At 68.3% G+C, this 24,537-nt stretch carries 20 protein-coding genes; 4 read left to right on the forward strand and 16 right to left on the reverse strand.

Annotated features, from left to right (window positions below):
- Positions 1–346 precede the first annotated feature (346 nt).
- Together tyrS and BST13_RS13365 are read right to left on the reverse strand one after the other, a co-directional pair.
- Positions 347–1,633, reverse strand: a complete 1,287-nt coding sequence (gene tyrS, locus BST13_RS13360) for a tyrosine--tRNA ligase (RefSeq protein WP_170064287.1) — start codon at positions 1,631–1,633, stop codon at positions 347–349.
- Positions 1,634–1,677: 44 nt separating this feature from the next.
- The gene (locus BST13_RS13365) at positions 1,678–2,289 is read right to left on the reverse strand and encodes a DNA-3-methyladenine glycosylase (protein WP_083164519.1); all 612 of its coding nucleotides are present in this window, start codon (positions 2,287–2,289) and stop codon (positions 1,678–1,680) included.
- Between the two features lie 69 nt (positions 2,290–2,358).
- On the opposite strand from BST13_RS13365, the gene BST13_RS13370 reads away from it, so the two are divergent.
- The 3 genes from BST13_RS13370 to BST13_RS13380 are packed head-to-tail and all read left to right on the forward strand — an operon-like array spanning position 2,359 to position 4,477.
- A complete protein-coding gene (locus tag BST13_RS13370; RefSeq protein WP_083164648.1) occupies positions 2,359–3,105 on the forward strand; it encodes an ABC transporter ATP-binding protein in 747 nt (248 codons plus the stop codon).
- On the forward strand, positions 3,048–3,875 hold the full coding sequence (locus BST13_RS13375; RefSeq protein WP_083164520.1) for an ABC transporter permease: 828 nt from the start codon (positions 3,048–3,050) through the stop codon (positions 3,873–3,875). Before BST13_RS13370 ends, BST13_RS13375 begins: the two co-directional genes overlap by 58 nt.
- Positions 3,872–4,477 (forward strand): TetR/AcrR family transcriptional regulator, encoded by a 606-nt coding sequence (locus tag BST13_RS13380; protein ID WP_083164521.1) that lies wholly within the window; start codon positions 3,872–3,874, stop codon positions 4,475–4,477. Before BST13_RS13375 ends, BST13_RS13380 begins: the two co-directional genes overlap by 4 nt.
- Here BST13_RS13380 and BST13_RS13385 read toward each other — a convergent pair.
- From BST13_RS13385 to BST13_RS13395, 3 genes are read right to left on the reverse strand one after another with little or no spacing between them, the layout of a single operon-like run.
- A complete protein-coding gene (locus tag BST13_RS13385) occupies positions 4,460–4,675 on the reverse strand; it encodes a Trm112 family protein (RefSeq protein ID WP_083164522.1) in 216 nt (71 codons plus the stop codon). The two genes, BST13_RS13380 and BST13_RS13385, sit on opposite strands and share 18 nt — an antisense overlap.
- Before the next feature lie 3 nt (positions 4,676–4,678).
- Positions 4,679–5,233, reverse strand: a complete 555-nt coding sequence (locus BST13_RS13390) for a hypothetical protein (protein WP_083164523.1) — start codon at positions 5,231–5,233, stop codon at positions 4,679–4,681.
- A gap of 59 nt (positions 5,234–5,292) precedes the next feature.
- Positions 5,293–8,289: an acyl-CoA synthetase gene (locus BST13_RS13395; RefSeq protein ID WP_083164524.1), complete on the reverse strand. Its 2,997-nt coding sequence runs from the start codon at positions 8,287–8,289 to the stop codon at positions 5,293–5,295.
- 143 nt (positions 8,290–8,432) lie between these two features.
- On the opposite strand from BST13_RS13395, the gene BST13_RS13400 reads away from it, so the two are divergent.
- Positions 8,433–10,214 (forward strand): ABC-F family ATP-binding cassette domain-containing protein, encoded by a 1,782-nt coding sequence (locus tag BST13_RS13400; RefSeq protein WP_083164525.1) that lies wholly within the window; start codon positions 8,433–8,435, stop codon positions 10,212–10,214.
- A gap of 21 nt (positions 10,215–10,235) precedes the next feature.
- Here BST13_RS13400 and argH read toward each other — a convergent pair whose 3' ends face one another.
- The 11 genes from argH to BST13_RS13455 form a co-directional block, all read right to left on the reverse strand.
- Positions 10,236–11,645: an argininosuccinate lyase gene (gene argH / locus BST13_RS13405; RefSeq protein WP_083164526.1), complete on the reverse strand. Its 1,410-nt coding sequence runs from the start codon at positions 11,643–11,645 to the stop codon at positions 10,236–10,238.
- Positions 11,646–11,717: 72 nt separating this feature from the next.
- Positions 11,718–12,917 (reverse strand): argininosuccinate synthase, encoded by a 1,200-nt coding sequence (locus BST13_RS13410; protein WP_083164527.1) that lies wholly within the window; start codon positions 12,915–12,917, stop codon positions 11,718–11,720.
- Positions 12,918–12,940: 23 nt separating this feature from the next.
- On the reverse strand, positions 12,941–13,417 hold the full coding sequence (locus tag BST13_RS13415; protein ID WP_029368235.1) for an arginine repressor: 477 nt from the start codon (positions 13,415–13,417) through the stop codon (positions 12,941–12,943).
- Positions 13,418–13,424: 7 nt separating this feature from the next.
- Positions 13,425–14,348, reverse strand: a complete 924-nt coding sequence (gene argF, locus BST13_RS13420) for an ornithine carbamoyltransferase (RefSeq protein WP_083164528.1) — start codon at positions 14,346–14,348, stop codon at positions 13,425–13,427.
- Positions 14,345–15,511 (reverse strand): acetylornithine transaminase, encoded by a 1,167-nt coding sequence (locus tag BST13_RS13425; protein ID WP_083164529.1) that lies wholly within the window; start codon positions 15,509–15,511, stop codon positions 14,345–14,347. The genes argF and BST13_RS13425 overlap by 4 nt, the downstream gene beginning before the upstream one ends.
- Entirely contained in the window at positions 15,508–16,380 is an 873-nt protein-coding gene (gene argB, locus BST13_RS13430) for an acetylglutamate kinase (protein WP_095533535.1), read from the reverse strand. Before argB ends, BST13_RS13425 begins: the two co-directional genes overlap by 4 nt.
- Positions 16,377–17,594, reverse strand: a complete 1,218-nt coding sequence (gene argJ / locus BST13_RS13435; RefSeq protein WP_083164649.1) for a bifunctional glutamate N-acetyltransferase/amino-acid acetyltransferase ArgJ — start codon at positions 17,592–17,594, stop codon at positions 16,377–16,379. Before argJ ends, argB begins: the two co-directional genes overlap by 4 nt.
- 23 nt (positions 17,595–17,617) lie before the next feature.
- Complete coding sequence (argC, locus tag BST13_RS13440) at positions 17,618–18,667, reverse strand: N-acetyl-gamma-glutamyl-phosphate reductase (protein ID WP_083164530.1); 1,050 nt, start codon at positions 18,665–18,667, stop codon at positions 17,618–17,620.
- 99 nt (positions 18,668–18,766) lie between these two features.
- Positions 18,767–21,247, reverse strand: coding sequence for a phenylalanine--tRNA ligase subunit beta (gene pheT, locus BST13_RS13445; protein WP_083164531.1), 2,481 nt, complete (start codon positions 21,245–21,247; stop codon positions 18,767–18,769).
- Positions 21,247–22,287 (reverse strand): phenylalanine--tRNA ligase subunit alpha, encoded by a 1,041-nt coding sequence (pheS, locus tag BST13_RS13450; RefSeq protein ID WP_083164532.1) that lies wholly within the window; start codon positions 22,285–22,287, stop codon positions 21,247–21,249. Before pheS ends, pheT begins: the two co-directional genes overlap by 1 nt.
- 75 nt (positions 22,288–22,362) lie before the next feature.
- Positions 22,363–24,480, reverse strand: a complete 2,118-nt coding sequence (locus BST13_RS13455; protein WP_083164533.1) for a protein kinase domain-containing protein — start codon at positions 24,478–24,480, stop codon at positions 22,363–22,365.
- Between the last annotated feature and the right edge of the window lie 57 nt (positions 24,481–24,537).

Below are 24,537 nucleotides of genomic sequence, written 5' to 3' on the forward strand. Positions count from 1 at the left end.
CAAAAAGACACCAACAAACTGGCATCCAAAAAAACAAAAGGTCACACCCTAAACGGGAAAAAGAATGCAACCAAAAACAACAAACAAAAACCACCAAACACACTATTGAGTTCTCAAACAACACACCCGAACCAACCGCGCAGGAGACCAACGGCCAAAAGCCGTGTTCTCTAGTGCGGACGTTGAGGAACCCCACCTTAGTGGAAACTCTCTCGGACTTTGTCTTCGCTTCCCGGCCTCGGCCGTGTCGCTCGGACTTGGAATAAGTTACGCGAGGGCTAACACCGAGTCAAATTCCCAGGTCGCCCGGACGTCTGCGCAGGTCAGGGGCTCGGCGGCGGTCAGGCTAAGCCCCGACGCGCTCGACACCCGCAATGTTGCGCTTGCCACGTCGCAACACCAGCCAGCGGTCATGCAAAAAGTCGGCGGCCTGTGGTATCCACTCGTCACTTTCGATACGGACGTTGTTGACGTACACGCCACCTTCGGCGACGTTGCGTCGTGCGGCTCCCTTACTGGCCGCCAACCCACTTGCCACCAACAAATCGGTGATCGTGTCCGCACCGCCGGGCTTCAATTCGGCCACCTGTCCACTACTCGCCTCCCGCAGAGCGGCGGACAACGTGGATTCGTCGAGGTCGGTCAGCTCACCACGGCCGAACAGCGCCTGGCTGGCGAGTTCGACGGCGCGGGTCGCTGCGTCCCCGTGGACGAGCGTCGTCAGCTCACGCGCCAACCGTTTCTGAGCTGCGCGTTCGTGCGCGCGGGTGCGTGTGGCGTCGTCGAGCTCGGCGAGTTCCTCGGCCGACAGGAATGTGAACCACCGCAGGTACCGCACCACGTCGGCGTCGGCAGCGTTGACGAAGTACTGGTACCAGGCGTACGGGCTGGTGAGCTCTGGGTCGAGCCAGAGATTCCCGCCACCGGTGGACTTGCCGAACTTCTTGCCCTCGGAGTCGGTCACCAGCGGCGTCGTCATCGCGTGCACCGTGGCGCCGAGCTTCTGGCGCACGAGCCTGGCCCCGGCCACGATGTTCCCCCACTGGTCGGAGCCACCGATCTGCAAAGCGCAGCCGTGCCGTTGGTGCAGTTCCACGAAGTCGTTGGCCTGCAACAGCATGTAGCTGAACTCGGTGTAGGAGATGCCGTCCCCTTCGAGACGACGCCGCACCGTGTCACGGTCGAGCATCACGTTGACCGAGAAGTACTTGCCGATGTCGCGCAGGAACTCGATCGCCGACAACTCGCCGGTCCAGTTGAGGTTGTTTTCGACGATGGCGCCCGTCGGTGAGTCGTTGAATTCGACAAACCGTTCCAGCTGGCCACGGATCCGGCCGGCCCAGTCGGCCACCGTATCGGCGGTGTTCAGGGTTCGTTCCCCGGTGTCGCGGGGGTCGCCGATCATCCCCGTCGCGCCGCCGGCCAGAACGATGGGTCGGTGGCCGGCCTGCTGGAACCGGCGCAGAGTCAGCAACGGAACCAAGTGCCCCGCATGCAGGCTCGGCGCGGTCGGATCGAAGCCGGAGTACACGGTCACCGGCCCGTTGGCCAGGTCCCCGGCCAGCGCATCGCGGTCGGTCGATTGCGCGATCAGTCCGCGCCAGTCCAGCTCCTCCAGGATGTCCGTTGACATAGGGAGATCATGCCGCATCGCTGCACGGCCCAGCCGTCCGGCGATCAGTCGCTGCCGCCGGGCGCGGGTGCGCGGGGGCTTCTGCGGTAGGCGGACACCTCACGGTGACCATCGAGCCAGAATCGCCAGGGCCGGTCGGCCGCCACACTGACACCGACCCGCGGCCCGTCGACCGCTGCATGCGGAGCACCGAACCGCAGCCGGACCGGACTGTTCTTGTCGAACAGATCGATTCCGTTGTCCTCCATCACGATTCCGAGCGCCGAGCACAGATTTCCGGGGCCCCGGGCCAATGCCGCAGGTGTCACCGCGGCACCCCGCCGGTCTTGGGCCTGCTGCAATCCGCCGGTGATGGCTGCCGCCCGCAGCAGCACTGCGCCTGCGACCCCGTCGTAACCGCACACCACGTTGGCGCACACATGGATGCCGTGACTGCGGTAGGTGTACAGCCGCCCGGGCGGACCGTACATCACCAGGTTGCGACCGCGTGGACCTCGAAAGGAGTGGGATGCCGCGTCGGGCCAAGGCCCGTCGAGCGGCCCTCCGTAGGCCTCGACCTCGACGATCGTCGCCTCGACGCCGCGCCCGCTGAGCTGGGCGCCGAGTAGTCGGCGGGCTGCTGCGACCGGGTCTCCTACCAGTAGTTCGGCGCCCATCCGAGCGATTCTGCACTGCCCGGCCCGGCACCGTTGACACCGGTCCACGACCGGGAGGATATTCATTACATGATGACTTCATCGCCTGATGAATTCCGATCGCCGCCGGCCGTCGACATCTCCGGACTGAAGGTGATTCGGGGAAAGCGCCCGGCGCTGCGTGATGTCACCGTGCAGATCGCCCGGGGCACCATCACGGGCCTGCTCGGTCCCTCAGGCTGCGGAAAGACCACGTTGATGCGGTGCGTGGTCGGCACCCAGATCATCGCCTCCGGATCGGTGACGGTGCTGGGACATCCGGCCGGCAGTGCCCCGCTGCGCCACCGAGTCGGTTATGTGACGCAGGATCCGACCATCTACGACGACCTCCGGGTCATCGACAACGTCCGCTATTTCGCCGCTCTGTACGGCACCACCGCCAAGGCCGCCGACGAAGCGGTTCAGGCGGTCGGCCTGCGCGATCACCGAACCGCCTACTGCGGCAACCTATCCGGTGGTCAGCGCACGCGTGCATCGCTGGCCTGCGCGCTGGTCGCCGATCCCGAGTTGCTGGTGCTCGACGAACCCACCGTCGGCCTCGATCCCGTCCTTCGCGTCGAACTCTGGGAGCAGTTCCGCGAGCTGTCCCGGCGCGGAGCCACCCTGCTGGTCTCCAGCCACGTCATGGACGAGGCCGACCACTGCGGCGACCTGCTCCTCATGCGCGAAGGCAGCCTGCTCGCCCACACCACCCCGGCCCAACTCCGGAAGGACACGTCATGCACATCCCTGGAGGAAGCGTTTCTGACCGTCATCCGCCAGCGCACCGCGGCCTGACCCAACGCAGCCGGCTCAGCCCGCAGGCCTACCTGGCGACGACCGGTCGGATCCTGCGCCAACTCGCCGCCGATCACCGCAGCGTGGCGATGATCCTGGTGGTACCGAGCCTGGTCATCACGCTGATGTACTTCATGTTCCACGACGCGCCACACCGCCCGGGAGCGCCGAGCCCGTTCAACAACGCCTGCCTGATCATGCTCGGCGTGTTCCCCCTCGTGGTCATGTTCCTGATCACCTCGATCACCATGCAGCGCGAACGGGTTTCGGGGACGCTCGAACGGATCCTGACCACCCCTTTGCGCCGGTTCGACCTGCTTGCGGCCTACGGGACCGCATTCTCGATCGCGGCCGCCGCGCAAGCGAGCCTGGCGTGCGTCGTCGCCTTCTGGTTCCTCGGATTCAGCACCGCAGGCAGCCCACTGCTGGTGTTCCTCATCGCCATCATCAACGCCGTGCTCGGCGTCGGATTGGGCCTGCTGTGCAGCGCGTTCGCTCGCACGGAGTTCCAGGCCGTGCAGTTCATGCCGGTGGTGATCGTCCCGCAGCTGCTGTTGTGCGGCATCATCGTGCCCCGCGAGGCGCTGCCCGAATGGCTGCAGTGGATCAGCAACGTGCTGCCTGCCAGCTATGCGCTCGAGGCGCTGCAGCAGGTCGGTTCCCATCCGGACCTGACGGCGGTCGCGGCGCGCGACATCGCCGTGGTGGTGGGGTTCGCCGCCCTGGCGCTCGGACTGGCCGCGGCGACACTGCGACGACGGACCCCATGAGAGAACGCAAGCGGCCCGGACGGCCTCCCGGCCCGTCCGACACCCGGGAACGCATCCTCGTCAGTGCGCGGGAGTTGTTCGCGCGCAACGGGATCGACAAGACATCGATCCGGGCGATCGCGACCGACGCCGGCGTGGACCCCGCCTTGGTCCACCACTATTACGGCACCAAGACCCAACTGTTCGCCGCCGCGATCCACATACCGATCGATCCGATGACCGTGATCGGGCCGCTGCGGGAGGTTCCGATCGAGCAGCTCGGCCACACGCTGCCGTCAATCCTGTTGCCGCTGTGGGATTCTGAGATGGGCAAAGGGCTGATCGCGACGTTGCGCTCGATCCTGGCGGGCGGCGAGGTCTCGCTGCTGCGGACATTCCTGCAGGACGTGATCATCGCCGAGGTCGGGCCGCGCGTCGACAACCCACCGGGCAGCGGCCGAACGCGGGTGCAGTTCGTGGCATCGCAGCTCTTCGGTGTGGTGCTGGCGCGCTACATCCTGGAGCTTGAGCCGTTCAAATCGCTGTCGGTCGAGCAGGTCGCCGAGACCATCGGCCCCAACCTGCAGCGGTATCTGACCGGCGAGCTACCCGGCCTCGGGTGACCCGGCAAGCTCCAACAACCGCTGGTGTTCGGCGTCGTCGACCTCGACGGCCTCGTCGACGAGCAGTACCGGGATACCGTCGTCGATGCGGTAGGCCCGACGCAGCCGCGCGTTGTACAGCCAGTCATTGCCTGCGAGCAAAAGGGGTCCGCGATCCTGCGGGCACACCAGAATCTTGAGGAGCTTGTCGTCGATCACCGATCAGCCGACCGGGACGTTGATGCCGGAGTTGTTGGGGCCCAGCGAGATGCCCGGGGTTCCCGGCGCACCCGGGATGGGCACCTGGCCGGGGCCGGTCTGGTTGATGCCCGCGGAGATACCTCCGGAGGACTGCGAGCCGTTGGACCTGGCCTGCAACTTGCGCTGATATGCCAGCGTGTTCTTGAGCGCGTCGATCAACGGCATCTGGTCGGGTTTCTTGTCGAGCGCGGCGACGATGGCATCGCGGTTGGCGTTCGACGGTTTGAAGCCCTGCGCCCGCAACTGCAAGACCGAGTGGATCAGCTGGGAGAGCTGGCCGCCACCTGAGCCGGTGTCGTATTCCTTGTCGATGATGGCGAGCGCCTCGTCGGCCGTCATCTCCGGCGCCGGCGGCGCGTCAGCCGTCGCTGCCGCATTCGCATTGGCGTCGGCCGCGGGATCGGCCAGCGCAATCGGCGCTCCGACGCCGGCCAGCAAACCGGCGGCGAGTGCGCTACCGGCCACCACGCCGGTGACCGCAAGCCGCCAACGGTTTCCGCTCGTCTGCGATGTCATCAATCCTCCAGTCGGTGCGCCGCATGGCGGAGCCTAACAGGGCTCCGACGATACGGCTGCTAGGACGGATCGGCAGCCGTATCGGGCTCGTCCTGTCCTGAGGTCAGTTCGGTCCATACGGCCACGGTCAGCGTCTTGTACGTCTGGGTATCGGCATCGAGGTACCAGGAGTTACGCCGGGCGGGTTTCGGAATGCCCGCAGCCTGCAACGGACCCGCCATCGGCCGGTACGACGCACCGAGTTCCATGTCGGCGACCACGTGCACGAAGTCGGGCGGGTTGCCCACCGGCAGGTCCGCGAGCGCGTGCGTGAGATCGGCGGTGGGGATGCTGCCACCGGGGCGCAGCGCCAGAGCCGTGACGGCCACCTGCTGACCACCCAGGTCGACGCCGTAGGTCACGGCGAGGTCGACGGCGTCGAGACGTCCCACGGCGTCGCTGATCGGCGTGCCGTAGACCGGTCCGCGCTCGGTGTGGATCACGGCACTGCGGTTGTCCACCTGCCAGTAGTCGCCGTCTTCATCGCGGCGGAACAGGAACTCGGTGGACACCCAGGTGTCGGCCGGGGCGAACACACCGCGCTTGACCGCGGCGGTCGGGTCGACCGGCCCCCGCGGATGGGCCAGCAGCACGCCGACCTCGTTGGGTTCGGCCTTGCGGACGAAGCCCTGCTCATCCTCGAGGATCAGATCGTCGTCGGCGTCGTAGGCGGCCAGCTCGACGTGCCCGGCACCGGGCAGCGGCCTGCCCTTGCTGCCGATCTTGGCGCCGGACACGTTGGCCAGCACCGCCTGGCCGTCGGTGGTCGCGAAGAACTCGACCACTTGAGCCGGCTCGAAGATCTCGACCACACGCTTCCACAGCCCTGCGGGCATGCCGGAGCCGATGAACAGCCGCACCGGGTGTGAGCCGACGAGCGAGAACGACGGGTCGTCGATGACCTCGCGCAGCATCGCCCAGGTGTAGGACACCACGGTGACGCCGTACTGGCGGATCTCCTGCAGGAACCGGTCGGGCTGCAGGCCGCGCGACAGCGCGATGCGCGACCCACCTACGACAGCCCCGCCGAGGGCGACCAACAGCCCGGACTGGTGATGCAGCGGCGTCAGGCAGTAGACCGTGTCCCCCCGGCCGAGATTGGCCGCCGACGCGGTGCCGAACGCCGACAGCGCCCACCGGAAGTTGGTGATCTGTCGTGCCACGAGTTCGCCACCGACCGTGGTGAACGCGACGAATGCCAGGTCGCGCGCCAGGCCGGGGTTCGATCGGTACCAGCCGGGCAGCTCGACGACATCGGGGTTGATCTGCTCCATGTCGATGACGTCGGCGTCCTCGGGCAGGTGCAGGTCGCGGTTCTCGCCGCCGCCCAGCACCAGGACCCGGGTCTCCAGCTGCCGGGCCGCGTCGAGGTGGCTCGGGTCCGCGATGATCTCCGAAACCCCACCCAGCCGCGCAGCCTCCGCCAGATCGACGTCAGGCGGCATCAGCACCGCCACGGCGCCCAGGCGCGACAGCGCGGCGATGGCCACCAGCGCGCTGGGCCGTGTCTCCATCAGCACGCCGACGCGAGCGCCCTGCCGCACCCCGACGTCGATCAGGCCGCGGACCACATTGTTGATCCTCCGGTCGACCGCCTCGTAGGTGTGCACCCGGCCGTCGAACAGCAGCGCCTCGCCGTTGGGAAGGTTGCGCGCCTGCTCGCTCATGATGCGGCCCAGCGAGATCCGGGTGTGGTCGTTGACCTGCCCGAGGCGGGCCAGCCTCGGCAGCGTGCGGGCGGTCTCGATGACCAGTGTCCGCGCGGACTTGTTCGCCGCAACCAACGCGTCGGCCGCCGAACGGGCCACGCCGAAGGCCATCTCGGTGGCGGCGGTTGCGCCGTGGGTCACGCGCGTCGTGAACGACACCCCGCCTTCGGGATGGTCGGCGGGCTGCAGGGTCATCGGGACGACGCCGTCGGGCATCTCCTCGGCGTTGTCGAGCCACTTGACCCACTGGGCCACCGTGGGCCAGGTCTGATTCGAGGCCTTCGAGCCGACGACCAGGCCGAAATGCCCGGCACGGATCAGGTATTCGTACACATCGGCCTGCGGTGCGGCGCGCTTGATGCCTCGGACGGCCGCCGGCTGCCCGATGTCGTCGACCTCACCGACCACCGCGAGCACCGGGCAGTCGATGTCGGACAGCGTCACGAGGTCGCCGTGGATGGAGAAGCCGCCGGTCATCATCCGGTTGTGGGCGATGAACTGCTTGAGCAGCTCGGAAATCGCGGGGCCGGACCACGCGATCCAGCCTTCGGAGGCCAGGAACCGCCGTTGCTGCTCGCGCGGCAGCAGTGCCTCACGGTCGTGCAGCTGGCGCAGGAAGTCCAGCCGGGACTGGGCGGTCTTGATCGGGTCGAGCATCTGGAATCCGGTGCGGGCCAGCCAGCCCGGGATGTCGATCCGGCTGAAGACATGGTCGGCCATGAAATCGGCGGCACCGGCCGCGACGCCGGCGGGCAGGTTCATCGGGAGTGCGGCCAGCGTGTCGACCGGCGAGCCGAACGCGATGATGCTGGCCAGGTCCTTGGACCGCCGATACGCGGCGGTCTGGTAGGCGAACATGCCGCCCTGCGAATAGCCGGCGAGGTGCACGTCGCGACCGGTGACCGTCTTGACGGTATCGATGGCCTCGCTGAGCGCCACGACATGGTCGGCGAGATTGCGCTGCATCCCGCCCTCGACCTTGTCCGGCGAGCCGAAGTCGATCACCCACGGGTCGATGCCTGCGCGGTGCAGGATGCCCACGGCACCCTCGTCGCGCGTCACGTCCCACATGTCGGCGGCCATCATCATCGGGTGCACCATCAGCACCGGCGGGCCGGGGTCTGCGGCACCGGGCCGGACGTCCGGGGGGAAGTACCGGCGCAGCTTGAACATCGGCACGCTCTGGATGATCTGGAACGGAGAGGGCACGGCGCCGGTCTCCAGGCCTCCGTAGCGCAGCACCTCGAGCCCGTTCTGCGCAGTCGCCAGCAACCGCTCCACCGGTTTGGTCACTGCCGAGAAATCCATCAACGCCCGCTCCCCTACGTTTTGACGTGCTGTCCCCGACTGACGTGGTCATCATGGCACGTCACCGCACCGGCGACGACGCCTGAGGCAAACGCGGCGACACCTTCGCGGCCGGGCTGACGCTGACGCTAAGGTCGGCGGCGATGGCACACCTACTCGGCGGCGAAGCCCTGCACCTGGAGTACCCGACAGGTGTGGTGTTCGACGCTGTCACCGTCGGCGTCAGTGACGGCGATCGCATTGGCATCGTCGGCCGCAACGGCGACGGCAAATCGAGCCTGCTGGGCATGCTCACCGGGCGGATCACCCCGCATGGCGGCCGCGTCACCCAGCGTGGAGGCCTGCGCGTAGGGGCACTCGACCAGACCGACACGCTGGATTCCGAGCGGACGGTGGGGTGGTCGCTGGTCGGTGACCGGCCGGAGCACGAATGGGCCGGGGACGCCCGTGTGCGCGACGTCATCGGCGGGCTGGTGGCCGACATCGGCTTCGACGCGACGGTCGGCACGCTCTCGGGCGGGCAACGCCGCCGGGTGCAGTTGGCCGCGCTGTTGATCGGCGACTGGGACGTCGTCGCCCTCGACGAGCCCACCAACCACCTCGACATCGAGGGCATCACCTGGCTGGCCGCACATCTCAAGGGCCGCTGGGCACGCGGCGCGGGCGGGCTGCTGCTGATCACCCACGACCGTTGGTTCCTCGACGAGGTCGCGACGACCACGTGGGAGGTGCACGACGGCATCGTCGAGCCCTTCGAAGGCGGATATGCGGCGTACGTGCTGCAGCGGGTGGAGCGCGACCGCATCGCCGCCGCGACCGAGGCCAAACGGCAGAACCTGATGCGCAAGGAACTGGCGTGGCTGCGGCGCGGCCCGCCGGCTCGCAGTTCCAAGCCCAAGTTCCGCATCGACGCGGCCAACGCCCTGATCTCCGACGTCCCGCCGCTGCGCAACAGCGTCGAGCTGTCGCGCCTGGCGACCGCCCGGCTCGGCAAGGACGTCATCGACCTGCTCGACGTGTCCGTCGCGTTCGACGGGCGTGAGATCCTGCGCGATGTCGAGTGGCGCATCGCCCCGGGCGAACGCACGGGGATCGTCGGCGCCAACGGGGCCGGGAAGTCGACACTGCTCGGCCTGATCGCCGGCACGGTCGCCCCGACCACGGGCCGGGTCAAGCGCGGGAAGACCGTACGGCTGTCGATTCTCGACCAGCAGTCGACCGAGCTGAACACCATGGCAGGCGACATGGTCCGCGAGGTTCTCGGCCGGCTGCAGACCAGCTACGTGATCGACGGCAAGGAGCACACGCCGGCCCAGCTGCTGGAGCGGTTGGGTTTCAACCGGGCGCAACTCTCGTCGCGGGTCGGCGAGCTCTCGGGTGGGCAGCGGCGCCGGCTGCAGCTCATGCTGGTGGTACTGAGCGAGCCGAACGTCCTGGTGCTCGACGAGCCGACCAACGACGTCGACACCGACATGCTCACCGCCACCGAGGATCTGCTCGACTCCTGGCCGGGCACACTGATCGTGGTGTCCCACGACCGCTATCTGCTGGAGCGGGTCACTGATCAGCAGTACGCGATCCTCGACGGACGGCTGCGCCACCTACCCGGCGGCGTCGACGAGTATCTGCGGCTGGCGGCACAACCGTCGGCCCCGGCTGCCGCCGCGCGCACCGCGCCGACACCCGCGCCGACGCAGGGCAAGTCCGGCGCCGAGTTGCGCAATATCGAGAAAGAGGTCGCCTCGATCGACCGGTCCCTGGCCAAGCTCGCCGGGCGCATCTCCGACAAGCACGACGAGCTCGCGGCGCACGACCATTCCGATCATGTCGGTCTCGGCCGGCTCACCGCGCAATTGCGGGAGCTGGAGAACCAGGTGGCCGAACTGGAGGCGCGCTGGCTGGAGTTGTCCGAACAGCTGGAGTGACTCGGCCGCGCGAAATGAGGCTCAGCGCAACCGGATCCGCAACTGATCGAGGGTGTCACGCACCACGCCGAGCTGCTTGGCCACCTGGATCGGGGCGGTGCCGCCGCGGGCGTCGCGGGAGTTGACCGACCCCGCGATGGTCAGCACCTCACGTACCTGCGCCGTCAGCCCGGGATGGATGCCTGCCAGCTCGTCGTCGGCCAGCTCCTCCAAGCCGACACCACGCGCTTCGGCGGTGCGCACCGCCGCGCCGGCCGCCTCGTGCGCGATCCGGAACGGAATGCCTTGGCGCACCATCCATTCGGCGATGTCGGTGGCCAGTGTGTAGCCCTGCGGGGCCAGCGCCGCCATCCGGTCGGTGTCGAACGTCAGCGTGCCGACCAGACCGGCCATCGCGGGCAGCAGCAGCTCAAGCTGCGCCACGGAGTCGAACACCGGCTCCTTGTCCTCTTGCAGGTCCCGGTTGTAGGCCAGTGGCTGCGCCTTGAGCGTCGCGAGCAGCCCGGTGAGATTGCCGATCAGCCGGCCGGATTTGCCGCGCGCCAGCTCGGCGATGTCGGGATTCTTCTTCTGCGGCATGATCGAACTGCCCGTCGACCAGGCGTCGTGCAGGGTGACGTAGCCGAATTCCGTTGTGCTCCAGAGGATGATGTCTTCGGCCAACCGGGACAGGTCGACGGCGATCATCGCGAACACGAAGGCCGCCTCCGCGGCGAAATCCCGCGAGGCCGTCGCGTCGATCGAATTGTCGGCGGCCGCGGTGAACCCGAGTTCGTCGGCGATGGCGTCGGGGTCGAGTCCCAGTGACGATCCGGCCAGGGCACCGGACCCGTAGGGCGATACCGCCGCCCGCTTGTCCAGGTCGATGAGACGATCCGCGTCGCGCAGCAGCGGGTGTGCGTGGGCCAGCAGATGGTGTGCCAGCAGCACCGGCTGCGCCGACTGCAGATGGGTCTTGCCGGGCATGATCGCGGTGGGGTGCGCCGCGGCCTGGGTGGCCAGTGCGGCGGCCACGTCCAGCACGCCGTTGCCGACAGTGGTGATGGCGTCGCGCAGCCACATCCGGAACAAGGTGGCCACCTGGTCGTTTCGCGACCGTCCGGCCCGTAACCGGCCGCCGAGGTCGGGGCCGACCCGGTCGATCAGACCACGCTCCAGGGCGCCGTGCACGTCCTCGTCGCTGGGCAGCGGGCCGAAGCTGCCGTCGGCGAGGTCTTCGCCCAGGCTGTCGAGGCCGGCCAGCAGCCCGTCGCGTTGCTCGTCGGTGAGCAGCCCCGCGCGGTGCAGGACCCGGGCGTGCGCCTTGGAGGCGCGCACGTCATACGGGGCCAGCGCCCAGTCGAAATGCGTGGACTTGCTCAGCGCGGCAAGGGCATCCGACGGCCCGTCTGCGAACCGGCCACCCCACAGCGAACCTTCGTTAGTGCTCATTTTTCTCCCCGCGAGCAGACATAAAACTGCCCATATTTCCGTGTTTTAGGGCAGTTTTGCGTCTGCTCGGCATCAGATACCCAGGTCGCGCTTGGCCGAGATCTTCGAGCTGAGGCCGTGCACGTGCACGAAGCCCTTGGCATTGGACTGGTCGAAGCTGTCGCCCTCGTCGTAGGTGGCGAGGTTGAAGTCGTAGAGCGACTCCGGGCTGCGCCGCCCGTTGACCGCGATGTGCCCGCCGTGCAGCACCAGCCGGATCTCGCCGGTGACGTGCTCCTGGGTGTGTGCGACGAACGACTCCAGGGCCCGCTTCAGCGGCGAGTACCAGAGCCCGTCGTACACCAGCTCGCCCCACTTCTGGTCGGTGGTGCGCTTGAACCGGCCCAGCTCACGCTCCAGCGTGACGTGCTCCAGCTCGGTGTGGGCCGTGATGAGCACCATGGCACCCGGGGCCTCGTAGATCTCGCGGCTCTTGATACCGACCAGCCGGTCCTCCACCACGTCGAGGCGGCCGACACCCTGGGCGCCGGCGCGGCGGTTGAGCTCGACGATGGCCTCAAGCACCGTGACCGGCTTGCCGTCGATGGAGACCGGCACACCCTTCTCGAACCCGACGACGACCTCGTCCGGGGTGTTCCAGTGCACCGTGGGGTCTTCGGTGTAGTCGTAGACGTCCTTGGTGGGCGCGTTCCACAGGTGCTCGAGGAAGCCGGTCTCGACCGCGCGGCCCCACACGTTCTGGTCGATGGAGAACGGCGAGCGCTTGGTGACGTTGATCGGGATGGCGTTCTCCTCGGCGAAGGCGATGGCCTTCTCCCGGGTCCACGCGTAGTCACGCACAGGGGCGAGCACCTCGAGATCGGGTGCCAGCGAGGCGAAGCCGACCTCGAAGCGGACCTGGTCGTTGCCCTTGCCGGTGCAGCCGTGGGCGACGATGCCGCCCTGGTGCTCCCGCGCGGCGGCCACCAGGTGCTTGACGATCAGCGGCCGGCTGATCGCCGACACCAGCGGGTAGCGGTCCATGTAGAGCGCGTTGGACTGGATGGTGGGCAGGCAGTACTCGTTCGCGAACTCGTCACGTGCGTCGACCACGACCGCCTCGACGGCGCCGCAGTCCAGCGCCCGCTGCCGCACGACCTCCATGTCCTCGCCGCCCTGGCCGAGGTCGATGGCGACGGCGACGACCTCGCGGCCGGTTTCCTTACCGATCCAGCTGATCGCCACCGAGGTGTCGAGACCTCCGGAGTACGCCAGGATGACGCGATCGGACATGAGCAATCTCCTTGTGTTGGGCTCTATTTCAGGTTTTCGAGGGTGGTGGCCAGCTCGGCGCCGGTCATCGGTTCGCGCGCCACCACCGCGATGGTGTCGTCACCGGCGATGGTGCCGACCACATAGGGCAGGGCTGCGCGGTCGATGGCGCTGGCCAGGTAGTGCGCGGCCCCGGGCGGGGTGCGCAGCACGGCAAGGTTAGCGCTGGCATCGGTGGAAACCAGCAACTCCCCCATCAATCGGGTCAGCCGCTCGGTGCCGCCGGACACCCCGCGCACCGGGCTGCCGTCCTCCGGGACGACGTAGACCCCGACACCGCCGTCGGCGCCCCGCAGTTTGACCGCGCCGAGTTCCTCCAGGTCCCGCGACAGCGTGGCCTGGGTGACCTCGATGCCTTCGTCGGCCAGCAGGCTCGCCAGCTCCGTCTGGCTGCTCACCGCGCGCGATGACAGCAGTGCGACGATGCGGGCCTGACGGCCGACTCGGGTCGGGGAACTCATGGCGGGCTCAGCCGCGCGCCAGCAACCAGGCCAGCAGCGCCTTCTGCGCGTGCAACCGGTTCTCGGCTTCGTCGAACACCGCGCTCTGCGGGCCGTCGATCACCTCATCGGTGATCTCGTAGCCGCGGTGCGCCGGAAGGCAATGCAGCACAACGGCTTCGGCGTCGGCCAGCTTGAGCAGGTCGCTGTTGACCTGGAATGGACGGAACGGGCGGACCCGGTCGAGGCCGTCGTTCTCCTGCCCCATCGACGTCCAGGTGTCGGTGACGATCACGTCGACGCCGTCGACCGCGGCCCGCGGGTCATCGGTCACGGTCACCGACGCGCCGGTCTCTGCGGCGCGCTTGCGGGCCGCGTCGACGTACTGCGGATCGGGCCCGAAACCCTCGGGGGCCGCGATGGTGACGCTGATGCCTGCCGTGACGCCACCGACCATCAACGAGTGCGCCATGTTGTTGGCGCCGTCGCCGAGGTAGGTCATTCGCAGGCCCTTGAGCTCACCCTTACGTTCGGCCAGGGTCTGCAGGTCGGCCAGCACCTGGCAGGGGTGGAACTCGTCGGAGAGCGCGTTGACGATCGGCACGGTAGCCCCCGACGCCATGGCTGTCAGTCGTTCCTGGGCGAAGGTGCGCCACACGATCGCGTCGACGTAACGGGACAGCACCGCACCGGTGTCCTCCAGCGTCTCCTCGCGGCCCAGCTGCATGCTGCGACCGTCGACGACGACGGCGTGGCCACCGAGCTGAGCGATACCCATCTCGAACGAGAACCGGGTACGGGTGGAGTTCTTCTCGAAGATGACGCCGACGCCACGCGGGCCCTCCAGCGGGCGACGGGAAAACGGCGCCTTCTTGAGCTCGGCGGCCAGCGCGAGCACCTCGGCCTGTTCGTCGGGCGTCAGGTCGTCGTCACGCAGGAAATGTCGGGTCATTTCGCCCCCTGGTCGAGCACCGCGGGTAGCGCGGTGAGGAATTGGTTGATCTGGTCCTCGGTGATGATCAGCGGCGGCGCCAGCCGGATGACGTCGGCGGCGGCCGCGTTGACCAGGAAACCGGCGTCGCGGGCCGCCGACTCGACGGCCTTGGCGCTCGGCGCGGTCAGCGCGATGCCCTGCAGCAGGCCCTTGCCGCGGACGTGGTCGACGAGCGGATGGCCCAACTCCTCGATGCCGTGGCTGATGGTCTTGCCGAGCACGCCGGCGCGTGCGATGAGGTCACCGTCGGACAGGGCGCGCAGCACGCCCAGCGCCGCGGCCGTGCACACCGGGTTGCCGCCGAACGTGCTGCCGTGCAGGCCCGGGGTCAGCAGGTCTCCCGCGGCGCCGATGGCCAGGCAGGCACCGATCGGCAGCCCACCGCCGAGGCCCTTGGCCAGCGTCACCACGTCCGGTGTGATGCCATCGTGCTGATGGGCGAAGAAGGCCCCGGTGCGGCCCACCCCGGTCTGCACCTCGTCGAGTACCAGCAGCGCACCGTGTTTCGCGGTGATCTCGCGCGCCGCGACCAGGTAGCCGGCCGGCGGGACCACGACCCCACCCTCCCCCATGATCGGTTCGAGGAACACCGCGGCCGTGGTGTCGTCGACCGCGGCGGCGAGAGCGTCGACATCGCCGTAGGGCACGTGAGTGACGTTGCCCGGCAACGGTTCGAACGGGGCCTGCTTGGTGGGCTGACCGGTCAGCGCCAGCGAGCCCATCGTGCGGCCGTGGAAAGCACCTTGCGCGGCAACGAGATTGGTCTTTCCGGTGAGCCGGGTGATCTTGAACGCGACCTCGTTGGCTTCGGTGCCGGAGTTGCAGAAGAACGCCCGTGCGGGGGCGCCGAGATGGCCGACGAGCGCCTCGGCGAGCGCGATGCCCGGTTCGGTGGCATAGAGATTCGAGGTGTGCCCCAGCGTGTTGAGCTGAGCGGTGACGGCCTCGATGACCGCGGGGTGGCGGTGCCCGAGCAGGTTCACGGCGATACCGCCGAGCAGGTCGAGGTACTGCTTGCCCTCGGCATCGGTGACGACGGCCCCGTCACCACTGACCAGAGCCAGCGGCGGAGTGCCGTAGTTGTTCATCATCACCGCTTCCCAGCGGTCTTGGAGAGTCATTTCTGGACCACCTTTGTCCCGGTTCCTTCGTCGGTGAACAGTTCGACCAGCACGCAGTGTTCGACGCGGCCGTCGATCACGTGGGCGCTGGGCACGCCACCTGTCACAGCGCGCAGGCAGGCCTCGATCTTGGGCACCATGCCCGATTCCAGGCGCGGCAACAGTTCCACGAGTGCGGCCGCGTCGATTTCGCTGACCAGCGAATCGCGGTCGGGCCAATCGGTGTACAGCCCTTCGACATCGGTGAGCATCACGAGCTTCTCCGCACCCAGCGCCTCGGCCAGCGCGGCGGCCGCGGTGTCGGCGTTGATGTTGTGCACCACCCCGTCGGCGTCGGGAGCGATGGTCGATACCACCGGGATCCGCCCTGCGGCAATGAGATCCAGCAGCGACCCGGCATTGACGTGCTCGACGTCGCCGACCAGGCCGATGTCGGTGGCCACGCCGTCGACGTTGACACTGCGTCGCACCGCGGTGAACAGTTGCGCGTCCTCACCGGTGACCCCGACCGCATACGCGCCGTGCGCGTTGATCAGGTTGACCAGTTCGCGGCCCACCTGCCCGAACAGCACCATGCGCGCCACATCGAGCACCTCGGGCGTGGTGACCCGGAAGCCGCCCTTGAAATCGCCTGCGATGCCCAGCCTTTTGAGCATGGCGCTGATCTGCGGACCACCGCCGTGCACCACCACGGGGTGGATGCCGCAGTTGCGCAGAAACACCATGTCGGCGGCGAACGCAGCCTTGAGGGTCTCGTCGGTCATGGCGTTGCCGCCGTACTTGACGACGACGATCTTGCCGTGCAGCTGCTTGAGCCAAGGCAATGCCGCCGCCAGCACCTGAGCTTTTATCGGCGTGGACAAGCTCATGAACTGTAGGCCGAGTTCTCTTCGACGTAGGCGTGCGACAGGTCGGTGGTCCTGATGGACGCCGACGCGTCGCCGACGGCCAGGTCGACGACGACGGTGATGTCCTCGCCGGACAGGTCCACCTCGCGTGCCCCCGGCGCACCGGCGCCGTCGATGCACACCGGTGATCCGTTGAACGACACACCGATTCGCTGCGGATCGAGGGTGACCGGGGCGATACCGACGGCGGCCAGCACCCGGCCCCAGTTGGGGTCGGAGCCGAACAGCGCGGTCTTTACCAGGCTGTCGCGTGCGATGGCCCGAGCCGCGACGACGGCTTCCTGCTCGCTGACCGCGCCGGTGACCGTGATGACGACGCGTTTGGTGACGCCTTCGGCGTCGGCCTGCAGCTGCGTGCAGAGGTCTTCGCATACTCGCAGCACCGCGTCGTCGAGATCGCTTTGGCTGGGCCGGATCTCGCTGGCCCCCGAGGCCAGCAGCAGCACCGTGTCGTTGGTGGAACAGCTGCCGTCGATGTCGAGGCGGCCGAAGGTCAGTGTGGAGGCCTTGTTCAGTGCCTCGCGCAACGCATCCGGACTGGCCACGGCGTCGGTGGTCAGCACCACCAGCATGGTGGCCAACGAGGGCGCCATCATCCCGGCCCCCTTGGCCATGCCGCCGAGCACCCAGTTCTCCCCCGACGCCACCGAATGATGCAGCGCAACCTGTTTGGGCACGGTGTCGGTGGTCATGATGGCCCGGGCAGCGTCCTCGCCGCCGGTCAGGCCCCCGGCCAACTCGTGCACGATCTCGGTCACCCCGGCCAGCACCTTGTCCATCGGCAGCCGGTCACCGATCAGGCCCGTGGAGCACACCGCGACCTCGATGGCACCGGTCTCGGTGCCCCAATCGCTCAGGGCGGCGGCCACAGCCTCGGCCGTGGCGTGGGCGTCCTGAAAGCCCGGCGCACCCGTGCAGGCGTTGGCCCCACCCGAGTTCAGGATGACGGCACGCAGTCGGCCGGTGGTGAGCACCTGCTGGGACCACTGCACCGGCGCGGCCTTGATCTGGTTGCTGGTGAACACACCCGCAGCCGCATAGTCGGGCCCCTCGTTGAACACCAGCGCCAGGTCCGGCGCGCCGGAAGCCTTGATGCCCGCGGCGATTCCGGCGGCGCGGAAGCCGGCCGCTGCGGTAACCCCCTGGGTGCGAACCAGTTTGGTCTCGGTGGTCATGCTGTCGGCTGACTGTGCAGAACTCACGGTGCCACTCCCACGATCGATAGTCCTTCGGTTTCCGGCCACCCCAGCGCCAGGTTCATCGACTGCACGGCCGCGCCGCCGGTGCCTTTGGTGAGGTTGTCGATGGCGGCGACGGCGACGAGCGTCTGCGCCTCGGCATCCACGGCCACGGCCAGCTGAGCGGCGTTGCTGCCGATCACCGAGCCGGTCTTGGGCAGCTGCCCTTCGGGCAGAAGATGAATGAAAGGCTCGGCACCATAAGCTTTTTCGTAGGCCGCCCGGATCTCGGATTCCGTCGCGGTGGTCCGCGCGGTGCAGGTCGCCAGGATGCCCCGTGCGGTCGGGATCAGCACCGGGGTGAACGACACGGTGACGTCCTTGTCGGTCACCGCCCGCAAACCCTGGGCGATCTCGGGAGTGTGCCGATGCTTGCCAGCGATGTTGTAGGCCCGCGCCGACCCGATGATCTCGGAGCCGAGCAGGTCCACCTTGGCCGACTTGCCGGCCCCCGAGGCGCCGCTGACCGCGACGACCGTCACCGCAGGGTCAACCAGGTCGGCCGCCACGGCCGGCAGCAGCGCCAGCAGCGCGGCGGTCGGATAGCAGCCGGGTACCGCGACGCGCTTGGTGCCACGCAGCTTCTCCCGGGCGCCGGGCAGTTCGGGCAGCCCGTAGGGCCAGCTGCCGGCGTGGGCCGATCCGTAGAACTTCTCCCACGCCGCGGCGTCGGTGAGCCGGAAGTCCGCTCCGCAGTCGATGATCAGTGTGTCGGGGCCGAGTTGTTCGGCCAGGGCAGCCGAATGTCCATGCGGCAGGCCGAGAAAGACCACGTCGTGGCCGGCCAGAACCTCGGCATCGGTGGCTTCGAGCACCCGCGATGCCAACGGCAGCAGGTGCGGGTGATGTTCGGCCAGGGTGGTTCCGGCACTTGCCGCGGCGGTCAGCGCGCCGATGGTCAAGCGCCCGTCGGCATACGCAGGATGGCCGAGGAGTAATCGCAGGATCTCGCCACCGGCGTAGCCGCTGGCGCCTGCCACCGCTACAGACGTCATGCAGCGATTCTGCATTGTTATGCAGTCAGATGCAAACTCATTAATGGCGAGCAGACGTCAAGGTCCCCGAACAGCGGCGTGTCGCGGACCTAAGTGTCTGCTCGCCCGAGGACCTCAGCCGCGCAGGACGGCCCCGACCCGCTCGGCCGCAGCGGCCACGGCGGCGTCACGCGCGGCACTGGCCTCGTCTTCGGTCAGCGTGCGATCGGCGGCCCGGAAACGCAGGGCCAGGGTCAGCGACTTGCGGCCCTCCCCGATCTGCGGTCCGGTGTACACGTCGAACAGCTTGACGTCTTCGAGCAGCTCACCGGCTCCGTCACGGACCGCGTCCACCACGCTCGCCGCGGCGGTCTCGTCACCGACGATCACGCTGATGTCCTGGAACACCGCCGGGAACGGCGACACCTTCGGCGCTGGCAGCGTCTCGACGATCGGGACGGCGTCGAGGTCCAACTCGACCGCGCAGGTGCCCTTGGGCAATCCGGTGCGTTCGACGACCGCCGGGTGCAGCTGACCGGCGTGGCCGACGACGGCGTCGCCGACGACCACCTCGGCGCAGCGGCCGGGATGCCACGGCAGGTCCTGCGCCGCACGCAGCGTGAAGTCCACGCCGATCGCCCGGCCGATCACTCGCACGGCCTCGAAGGCGTCGGCTGCCTCGACGGGCCGGCCGGGGCCCCACGGTCCGGCAGGCTCACGCAGGCCGGTCAGCACCGCGGCGACGTGCTGCGGCTGGTGCGGCAACGAGGCGTCGAGCCCGGCGATCTCGTCGTCGGTGGGCCTGCGGTCGGTGGGGATGCGCTCGACGGCGCGGGTCTGCTCGGTCGGTTCCACCACCTGCGCGATGGCGAACAGCGCCACATCGGACGTTCCACGAGATACATTGCGCGCCAATGCTTCCAACAACGCAGGAAGCAAGGTGGTGGCCAACTGCGGGCGGTCGGCCTCCAACGGGTTGAGCACCTTGGTGGTGTTGCGGCGCGGATCGTCGGCAGCCAGACCCCAGGCGTCGAACACTCCGGCAGGCAGGAACGGCGTCGGCAGGATCTCCACGAATCCGGCCAGCGCCAACGACTTGCCGATCGCGCGGCGACGCTTCTGTGCGGCAGTCAACCCACGTCCGGCAGGCGCCGTCGGCAGCACCGACGGAATCCGCTCGAGCCCCTCGAGGCGCAGCACCTCCTCGACCAGGTCGGCGCGCTGGCGCAGGTCCGGTCGCCAACTCGGCGGGGTGACGGTGAGAGTCTCGGTGCCGGTCACCTCGGCGCCGATCTGGGTCAGACGACGCGCTGTCGTGCCCGCGTCGTACTCGACACCGGCGGTGCGGTCGGGCAGGTCTGCGGGGATCTCGATGGCGGGCTGCGACCAGTCAGTGCGGCCGTCCTCGCGCCAGTCGGTCAGGGTCGGCTCGACGGTGCCGCCTGCGATCTCGGCCAGCAGGGCCGCACACCGGTCCAGCGCCGCAACGGAAATCGCCGGGTCGACGGAACGTTCGTAGCGCCGGCCGGCCTCACTGGCCAGGTGAAGGCGCCGCTGCGTGCGCGACACCGCGGCCGGGTCCCACACCGCGGCCTCCAGCAGCACGTCGGTGGTGGAGTCGCGAACCTCGGTGGTGCCCGCACCCATCACGCCGCCGATGGCAGCGGTGGCAACATCGTCGACGATGAGCACGTCGGCCGAGTTGAGCGTGCGTTCCACGTCGTCGAGCGTCACGACCTTCTCGCCGTCGCGGGCGAACCGCACGTCGAAACCGCCGGTGATCAGGCTGCGATCGTGGGCATGCATCGGATGACCGAGCTCGAGCATGACGTAGTTGGTCACATCGACGGCCGGCGAGATGGCCCGGATACCGCTGAGCAGCAGGCGACGCTGCAGCCACCACGGCGATACCGCGGCCGGGTCGATACCGGTGACCGGCCGCAGCCCGAACCGCTGCACGCCGGTGCCCGGCTGCACGGTCAGGGGCCACGCCTCACCCTCGGCGGGCAGCGGCGTGACATCGGCCGGGTCGACGTAGTCCAGGTCGTACGCGCAGGCGATCTCGCGGGCCAGGCCGCGTACCGACAGGCAGTAGCCGCGGTCCGGGGTGATCGCGAGATGGAACACCACGTCGTCGAGGCCGAGCAGCTCCGCGGCCGGGGTGCCCGGCTCGGCGGTGCCGGGCGGCAGCACGATGATGCCGTTGTGGTCGGTGCCGAGGTTCAGCTCGGCGGCCGAGCAGATCATGCCGTCCGACGTGCGGCCGTAGGTCTTGCGTTTGGCAATGGTGAAGTCGCCGGGCAGCGTGGTACCGGGCAGTGCCACGACCACCAGATCACCGACTGCGAAATTCCTTGCACCACAGATGATATCGCGGGGCTCAGCCTCACCGACGTCCACCGTGCAGGCGCGGATCGGCTTCTTGAACTCGGTGAGTTCCTCGATGGACGCGACGCGACCGACGGTCAGTGGACCGCTGACCGGCCCGACCGGGATGATCTCTTCGACCTCGTGACCGATGCGGATGAAGGTCTGCTCGAGCTCCTCGGCCGACACGTCCCAACCCGGCGCGCCGGCGCGGACCGTGTCTCGCAACCAGCTGTATGGAATACGCATCAGGCGCCCACCCCGAACGGCAGCGAGAAGCGCACGTCGCCCTCGACCATGTCACGCATGTCGGGAATCCCGTTGCGGAACTGCAGGGTTCGCTCCAATCCCATTCCGAAGGCAAAGCCCGAATATTCGTCGGGGTCGATACCGCAGGCACGCAACACATTCGGGTTGACCATGCCGCAGCCGCCCCACTCCACCCAGCCGGGTCCGCCCTTTTTGTCGGGGAACCAGATGTCGACCTCGGCCGACGGCTCGGTGAACGGGAAGAAGTGCGGCCGGAACCGGGTGCGGCCCTCCGGCCCGAACTGGGCCCGCGCGAACGCGTCGAGGGTGCCCCGCAGGTGAGCCATCGTCAGGCCCTTGTCCACCGCGAGCCCTTCGACCTGATGGAACACCGGGGTGTGGGTGGAATCCAATTCGTCAGTCCGGAAGGTCCGTCCGATCGAGACGATGTAGACCGGCAGTTCGCGTTCCAGCAGGGCGCGGATCTGCACGGGCGAGGTATGTGTACGCAGCACCTGACGCGAATCATCCGGAGCGATCTGGAAGGTGTCCTGCTCGCTGCGGGCGGGGTGGTCGGGCGGGAAGTTCAGCGCGTCGAAGTTGAACTGCTCGGTCTCGACCTCGGGTCCCTCAGCCAACTCCCAACCCATCGCCACGAACGTGTCGGCGACGTTCTCGGCCAGGATGGTGATGGGATGCCGGGCGCCCACGGGCTGACGTGTCGACGGCAGGGTCACGTCGATCCGCTCGGCCACCAGGACCGCGGCGTCACGCTCGGCCCGCAACACGGCCAACCGCTCGTCATAGGCGCGCTGCGCGTCGCCGCGAGCAACGTTGACCCGCTTGCCGGCGTCGGCGCGGTCTTCCTTCGGCAGCGTCGCCAACGCCTGCCGGGCCAGTGCGATCGGCGCCCGGTCCCCCAGGTGCTCGGTCTTGGCGCGGGCGAGCGCGTCGAGGTCGCAGGCCGCATCGAATGCCTTCTGGGCCGCGCTCACCGCGTCGTCGAGCGCGGCGGCGGACAAATCCTTCTCGTCACCCACGCGGCGACTGCCTCCTTGATGTCTGCGGCACCGGTGTGACGCAAATGCCGATCATATGTGATCGATATTTCGCGATCAGCTCCGCGCGAGGGCGACCCGCTGCGGTACCGAGCTGTTCTTCTGCGAACCGTCGCCGAGCTGGCCGTCGTCGCCGACACCCCAGCAGTACGCGACCCCGCCCGCCAGTCCGCAAGCAAAGTTGCCTCCGACGGCAACTTGGGTGACATCGCCGAGACCGGTCACCCGCACCGGAGGCGATGTCCCGCCCCCGACGCCGTCGCCCAACTGACCGTTACCGCCGAAGCCCCAGCAGTAGGCAGCTCCGGCCACCACGGCGCAGCTCGATCCCCCTCCGGCGCTGACCTGCGTCGCCTGCGTGATTCCGGGCACTGCGATCGGGGTCGCCGACCGCGGGGTTTCGGACCCGACGCCAATTTGTCCCATGTCGTTGTTTCCCCAGCAGCTCACGACACCGCCCGCCAGCGCACAGACGTGGTCGGTTCCGACGCTCACCTCGCTGACGCGGTCCAGACCCGCCACGATCACCGGACTCGGGTCCTCGGTGGACGGATCCGACGATGCGTCGAGATTCTGTCCCCAGCAATACACCTGGGTACTGGCGACCGCGCAGCTGCGGCGGGCACCCGCAGAGATCGACGTCACCGGACCGGGTAGGCCGGCGACCCGCACCGGCAACATCTCACTGTCGCTGTTCTTTCCAGTGCCGACCTGGCCTGATTGGTTGACGCCCCAGCAATAGACCTGACCATCGGAAAGTGCGCACGTGTGGTCATATCCGGCACTGATCGCAGTGACGCCACTTAGCCCCACCACCTCGACAGGTTTGGCACCATCGGCCAGGTTCCCCGTTCCCAGCCGGCCGTCACCGTTGTAGCCCCAGCAATACGCTTTACCGTCGGCGACCGCGCATCGGTGCACATCGCCCGTGCCGATCGCCGTGACCCCCGTCAGGCCTGCCACCTCGACCGGGGTCGGGCTGTTCTTGGTCGACCCGTCCCCCAGCTGCCCGTACTTGTTCTCGCCCCAGCAGAACGCCGATCCGCCTGCGATGGCACAACCGGCCGATACCACGCTCGGCACCACGGAACCGAGCGGCTTGGCCGAGGAATCGGACGCCGTCACGGACTCGGCGGCGTGGCCGCCAAGCCCCAGTGTCAGCCCAACGCCTACCGCCACCACGACGGCCAGAGCGGCCCCGATCGCGGCGCCGATCTGCCACGGGCGCCGCTTTTTCGCCGGGGCCGCCGGGGCGGGCGGTGATGCCAGGACAGTCGGATGCGCCGCAGTGTTGATCGACTCGGGCACAGGCGGCAGCGGCGCGCGCAGGGTTTGCGCAGTCGATGCGCGACAGGTCCGAATCGCTTCGGACAAGGCGTCGGCGAAGTCGGTGCAGGTGGCGAACCTGTGTTCCGGATCCTTGGCCAGCGCACGTGCCAGCACTGAATCGAGCGGTCCCAGCCTCGGGTCGCCGGCCGATATCGGTCGCGGCTCGTCGAACAGGTGGGCCCGCATCAGTTCATGAGGTGTGGTTCCTGCGAACGGCAGTGCGCCGGTCACCAGCCGGTACGCGGTCATCGCCAGCGAGTACTGATCGGCGGGCGGCCCGACGACCTCACCGCGAAATGCCTCGGGCGCACCAAATGCCAGCGACCCGATGAACACAGAAGTTCCCGTGAGACCGGTCTGCTCGTCGAGCGCTTTGGCGATGCCGAAATCCAGGACGACGACGTCATCGATGTCGCCGGCATCGGTCCGCGTGATGAGGATGTTTGCGGGTTTGACGTCCCTGTGCACGACACCGCGACTGTGCGCATAGTCCAGCGCCGCCGCCACACGGGCGATGACGTGCGCTGCCTCCCCGACGTCGAGACGCCCGGCGTCCTGCAAATCGACGCCGGGCAGGTAGTCCATCGTGAACCACGGCGAACCGGCCTCGATGCCGAAATCGTGGATACCCACGATTCCCGGGTGGCGCAGGGCCGCGGCCGAACGTGCCTCGCGGACAAAGCGTTCCCTGGCCGCAGGGTCCGCCACCGACGCCGATATCACTTTCAATGCCTCACGGCGCATCAAATGCGGATGTTCGACGAGATACACGGTGCCCATGCCACCGGCGCCGAGTGCGGACAACACCCGGTAGCCGGCGAACAGTCCCCCCGGTTCGATCTCCACCCGACGATCTCAACACACCCGTTGCCTGGGCGTCCCCATCACGGCTTCGACGCGCGG

The sequence above is a fragment of the Mycobacterium aquaticum genome (assembly GCF_002086485.1).
Lineage (GTDB): Bacteria > Actinomycetota > Actinomycetes > Mycobacteriales > Mycobacteriaceae > Mycobacterium > Mycobacterium aquaticum.

Excerpts from the sequence above, each read along its gene's own strand:
- tyrS (WP_170064287.1), bottom strand. The coding sequence starts at position 1,633 with ATGTCAACGGACATCCTGGAGGAGCTGGACTGGCGCGGACTGATCGCG.
- BST13_RS13365 (WP_083164519.1), bottom strand. The coding sequence starts at position 2,289 with ATGGGCGCCGAACTACTGGTAGGAGACCCGGTCGCAGCAGCCCGCCGA.
- BST13_RS13370 (WP_083164648.1), top strand. The coding sequence starts at position 2,359 with ATGATGACTTCATCGCCTGATGAATTCCGATCGCCGCCGGCCGTCGAC.
- BST13_RS13375 (WP_083164520.1), top strand. The coding sequence starts at position 3,048 with ATGCACATCCCTGGAGGAAGCGTTTCTGACCGTCATCCGCCAGCGCAC.
- BST13_RS13380 (WP_083164521.1), top strand. The coding sequence starts at position 3,872 with ATGAGAGAACGCAAGCGGCCCGGACGGCCTCCCGGCCCGTCCGACACC.
- BST13_RS13390 (WP_083164523.1), bottom strand. The coding sequence starts at position 5,233 with ATGACATCGCAGACGAGCGGAAACCGTTGGCGGCTTGCGGTCACCGGC.
- BST13_RS13395 (WP_083164524.1), bottom strand. The coding sequence starts at position 8,289 with ATGGATTTCTCGGCAGTGACCAAACCGGTGGAGCGGTTGCTGGCGACT.
- BST13_RS13400 (WP_083164525.1), top strand. The coding sequence starts at position 8,433 with ATGGCACACCTACTCGGCGGCGAAGCCCTGCACCTGGAGTACCCGACA.
- argH (WP_083164526.1), bottom strand. The coding sequence starts at position 11,645 with ATGAGCACTAACGAAGGTTCGCTGTGGGGTGGCCGGTTCGCAGACGGG.
- BST13_RS13410 (WP_083164527.1), bottom strand. The coding sequence starts at position 12,917 with ATGTCCGATCGCGTCATCCTGGCGTACTCCGGAGGTCTCGACACCTCG.
- BST13_RS13415 (WP_029368235.1), bottom strand. The coding sequence starts at position 13,417 with ATGAGTTCCCCGACCCGAGTCGGCCGTCAGGCCCGCATCGTCGCACTG.
- argF (WP_083164528.1), bottom strand. The coding sequence starts at position 14,348 with ATGACCCGACATTTCCTGCGTGACGACGACCTGACGCCCGACGAACAG.
- BST13_RS13425 (WP_083164529.1), bottom strand. The coding sequence starts at position 15,511 with ATGACTCTCCAAGACCGCTGGGAAGCGGTGATGATGAACAACTACGGC.
- argB (WP_095533535.1), bottom strand. The coding sequence starts at position 16,380 with ATGAGCTTGTCCACGCCGATAAAAGCTCAGGTGCTGGCGGCGGCATTG.
- argJ (WP_083164649.1), bottom strand. The coding sequence starts at position 17,594 with ATGACCACCGAGACCAAACTGGTTCGCACCCAGGGGGTTACCGCAGCG.
- argC (WP_083164530.1), bottom strand. The coding sequence starts at position 18,667 with ATGCAGAATCGCTGCATGACGTCTGTAGCGGTGGCAGGCGCCAGCGGC.
- pheT (WP_083164531.1), bottom strand. The coding sequence starts at position 21,247 with ATGCGTATTCCATACAGCTGGTTGCGAGACACGGTCCGCGCCGGCGCG.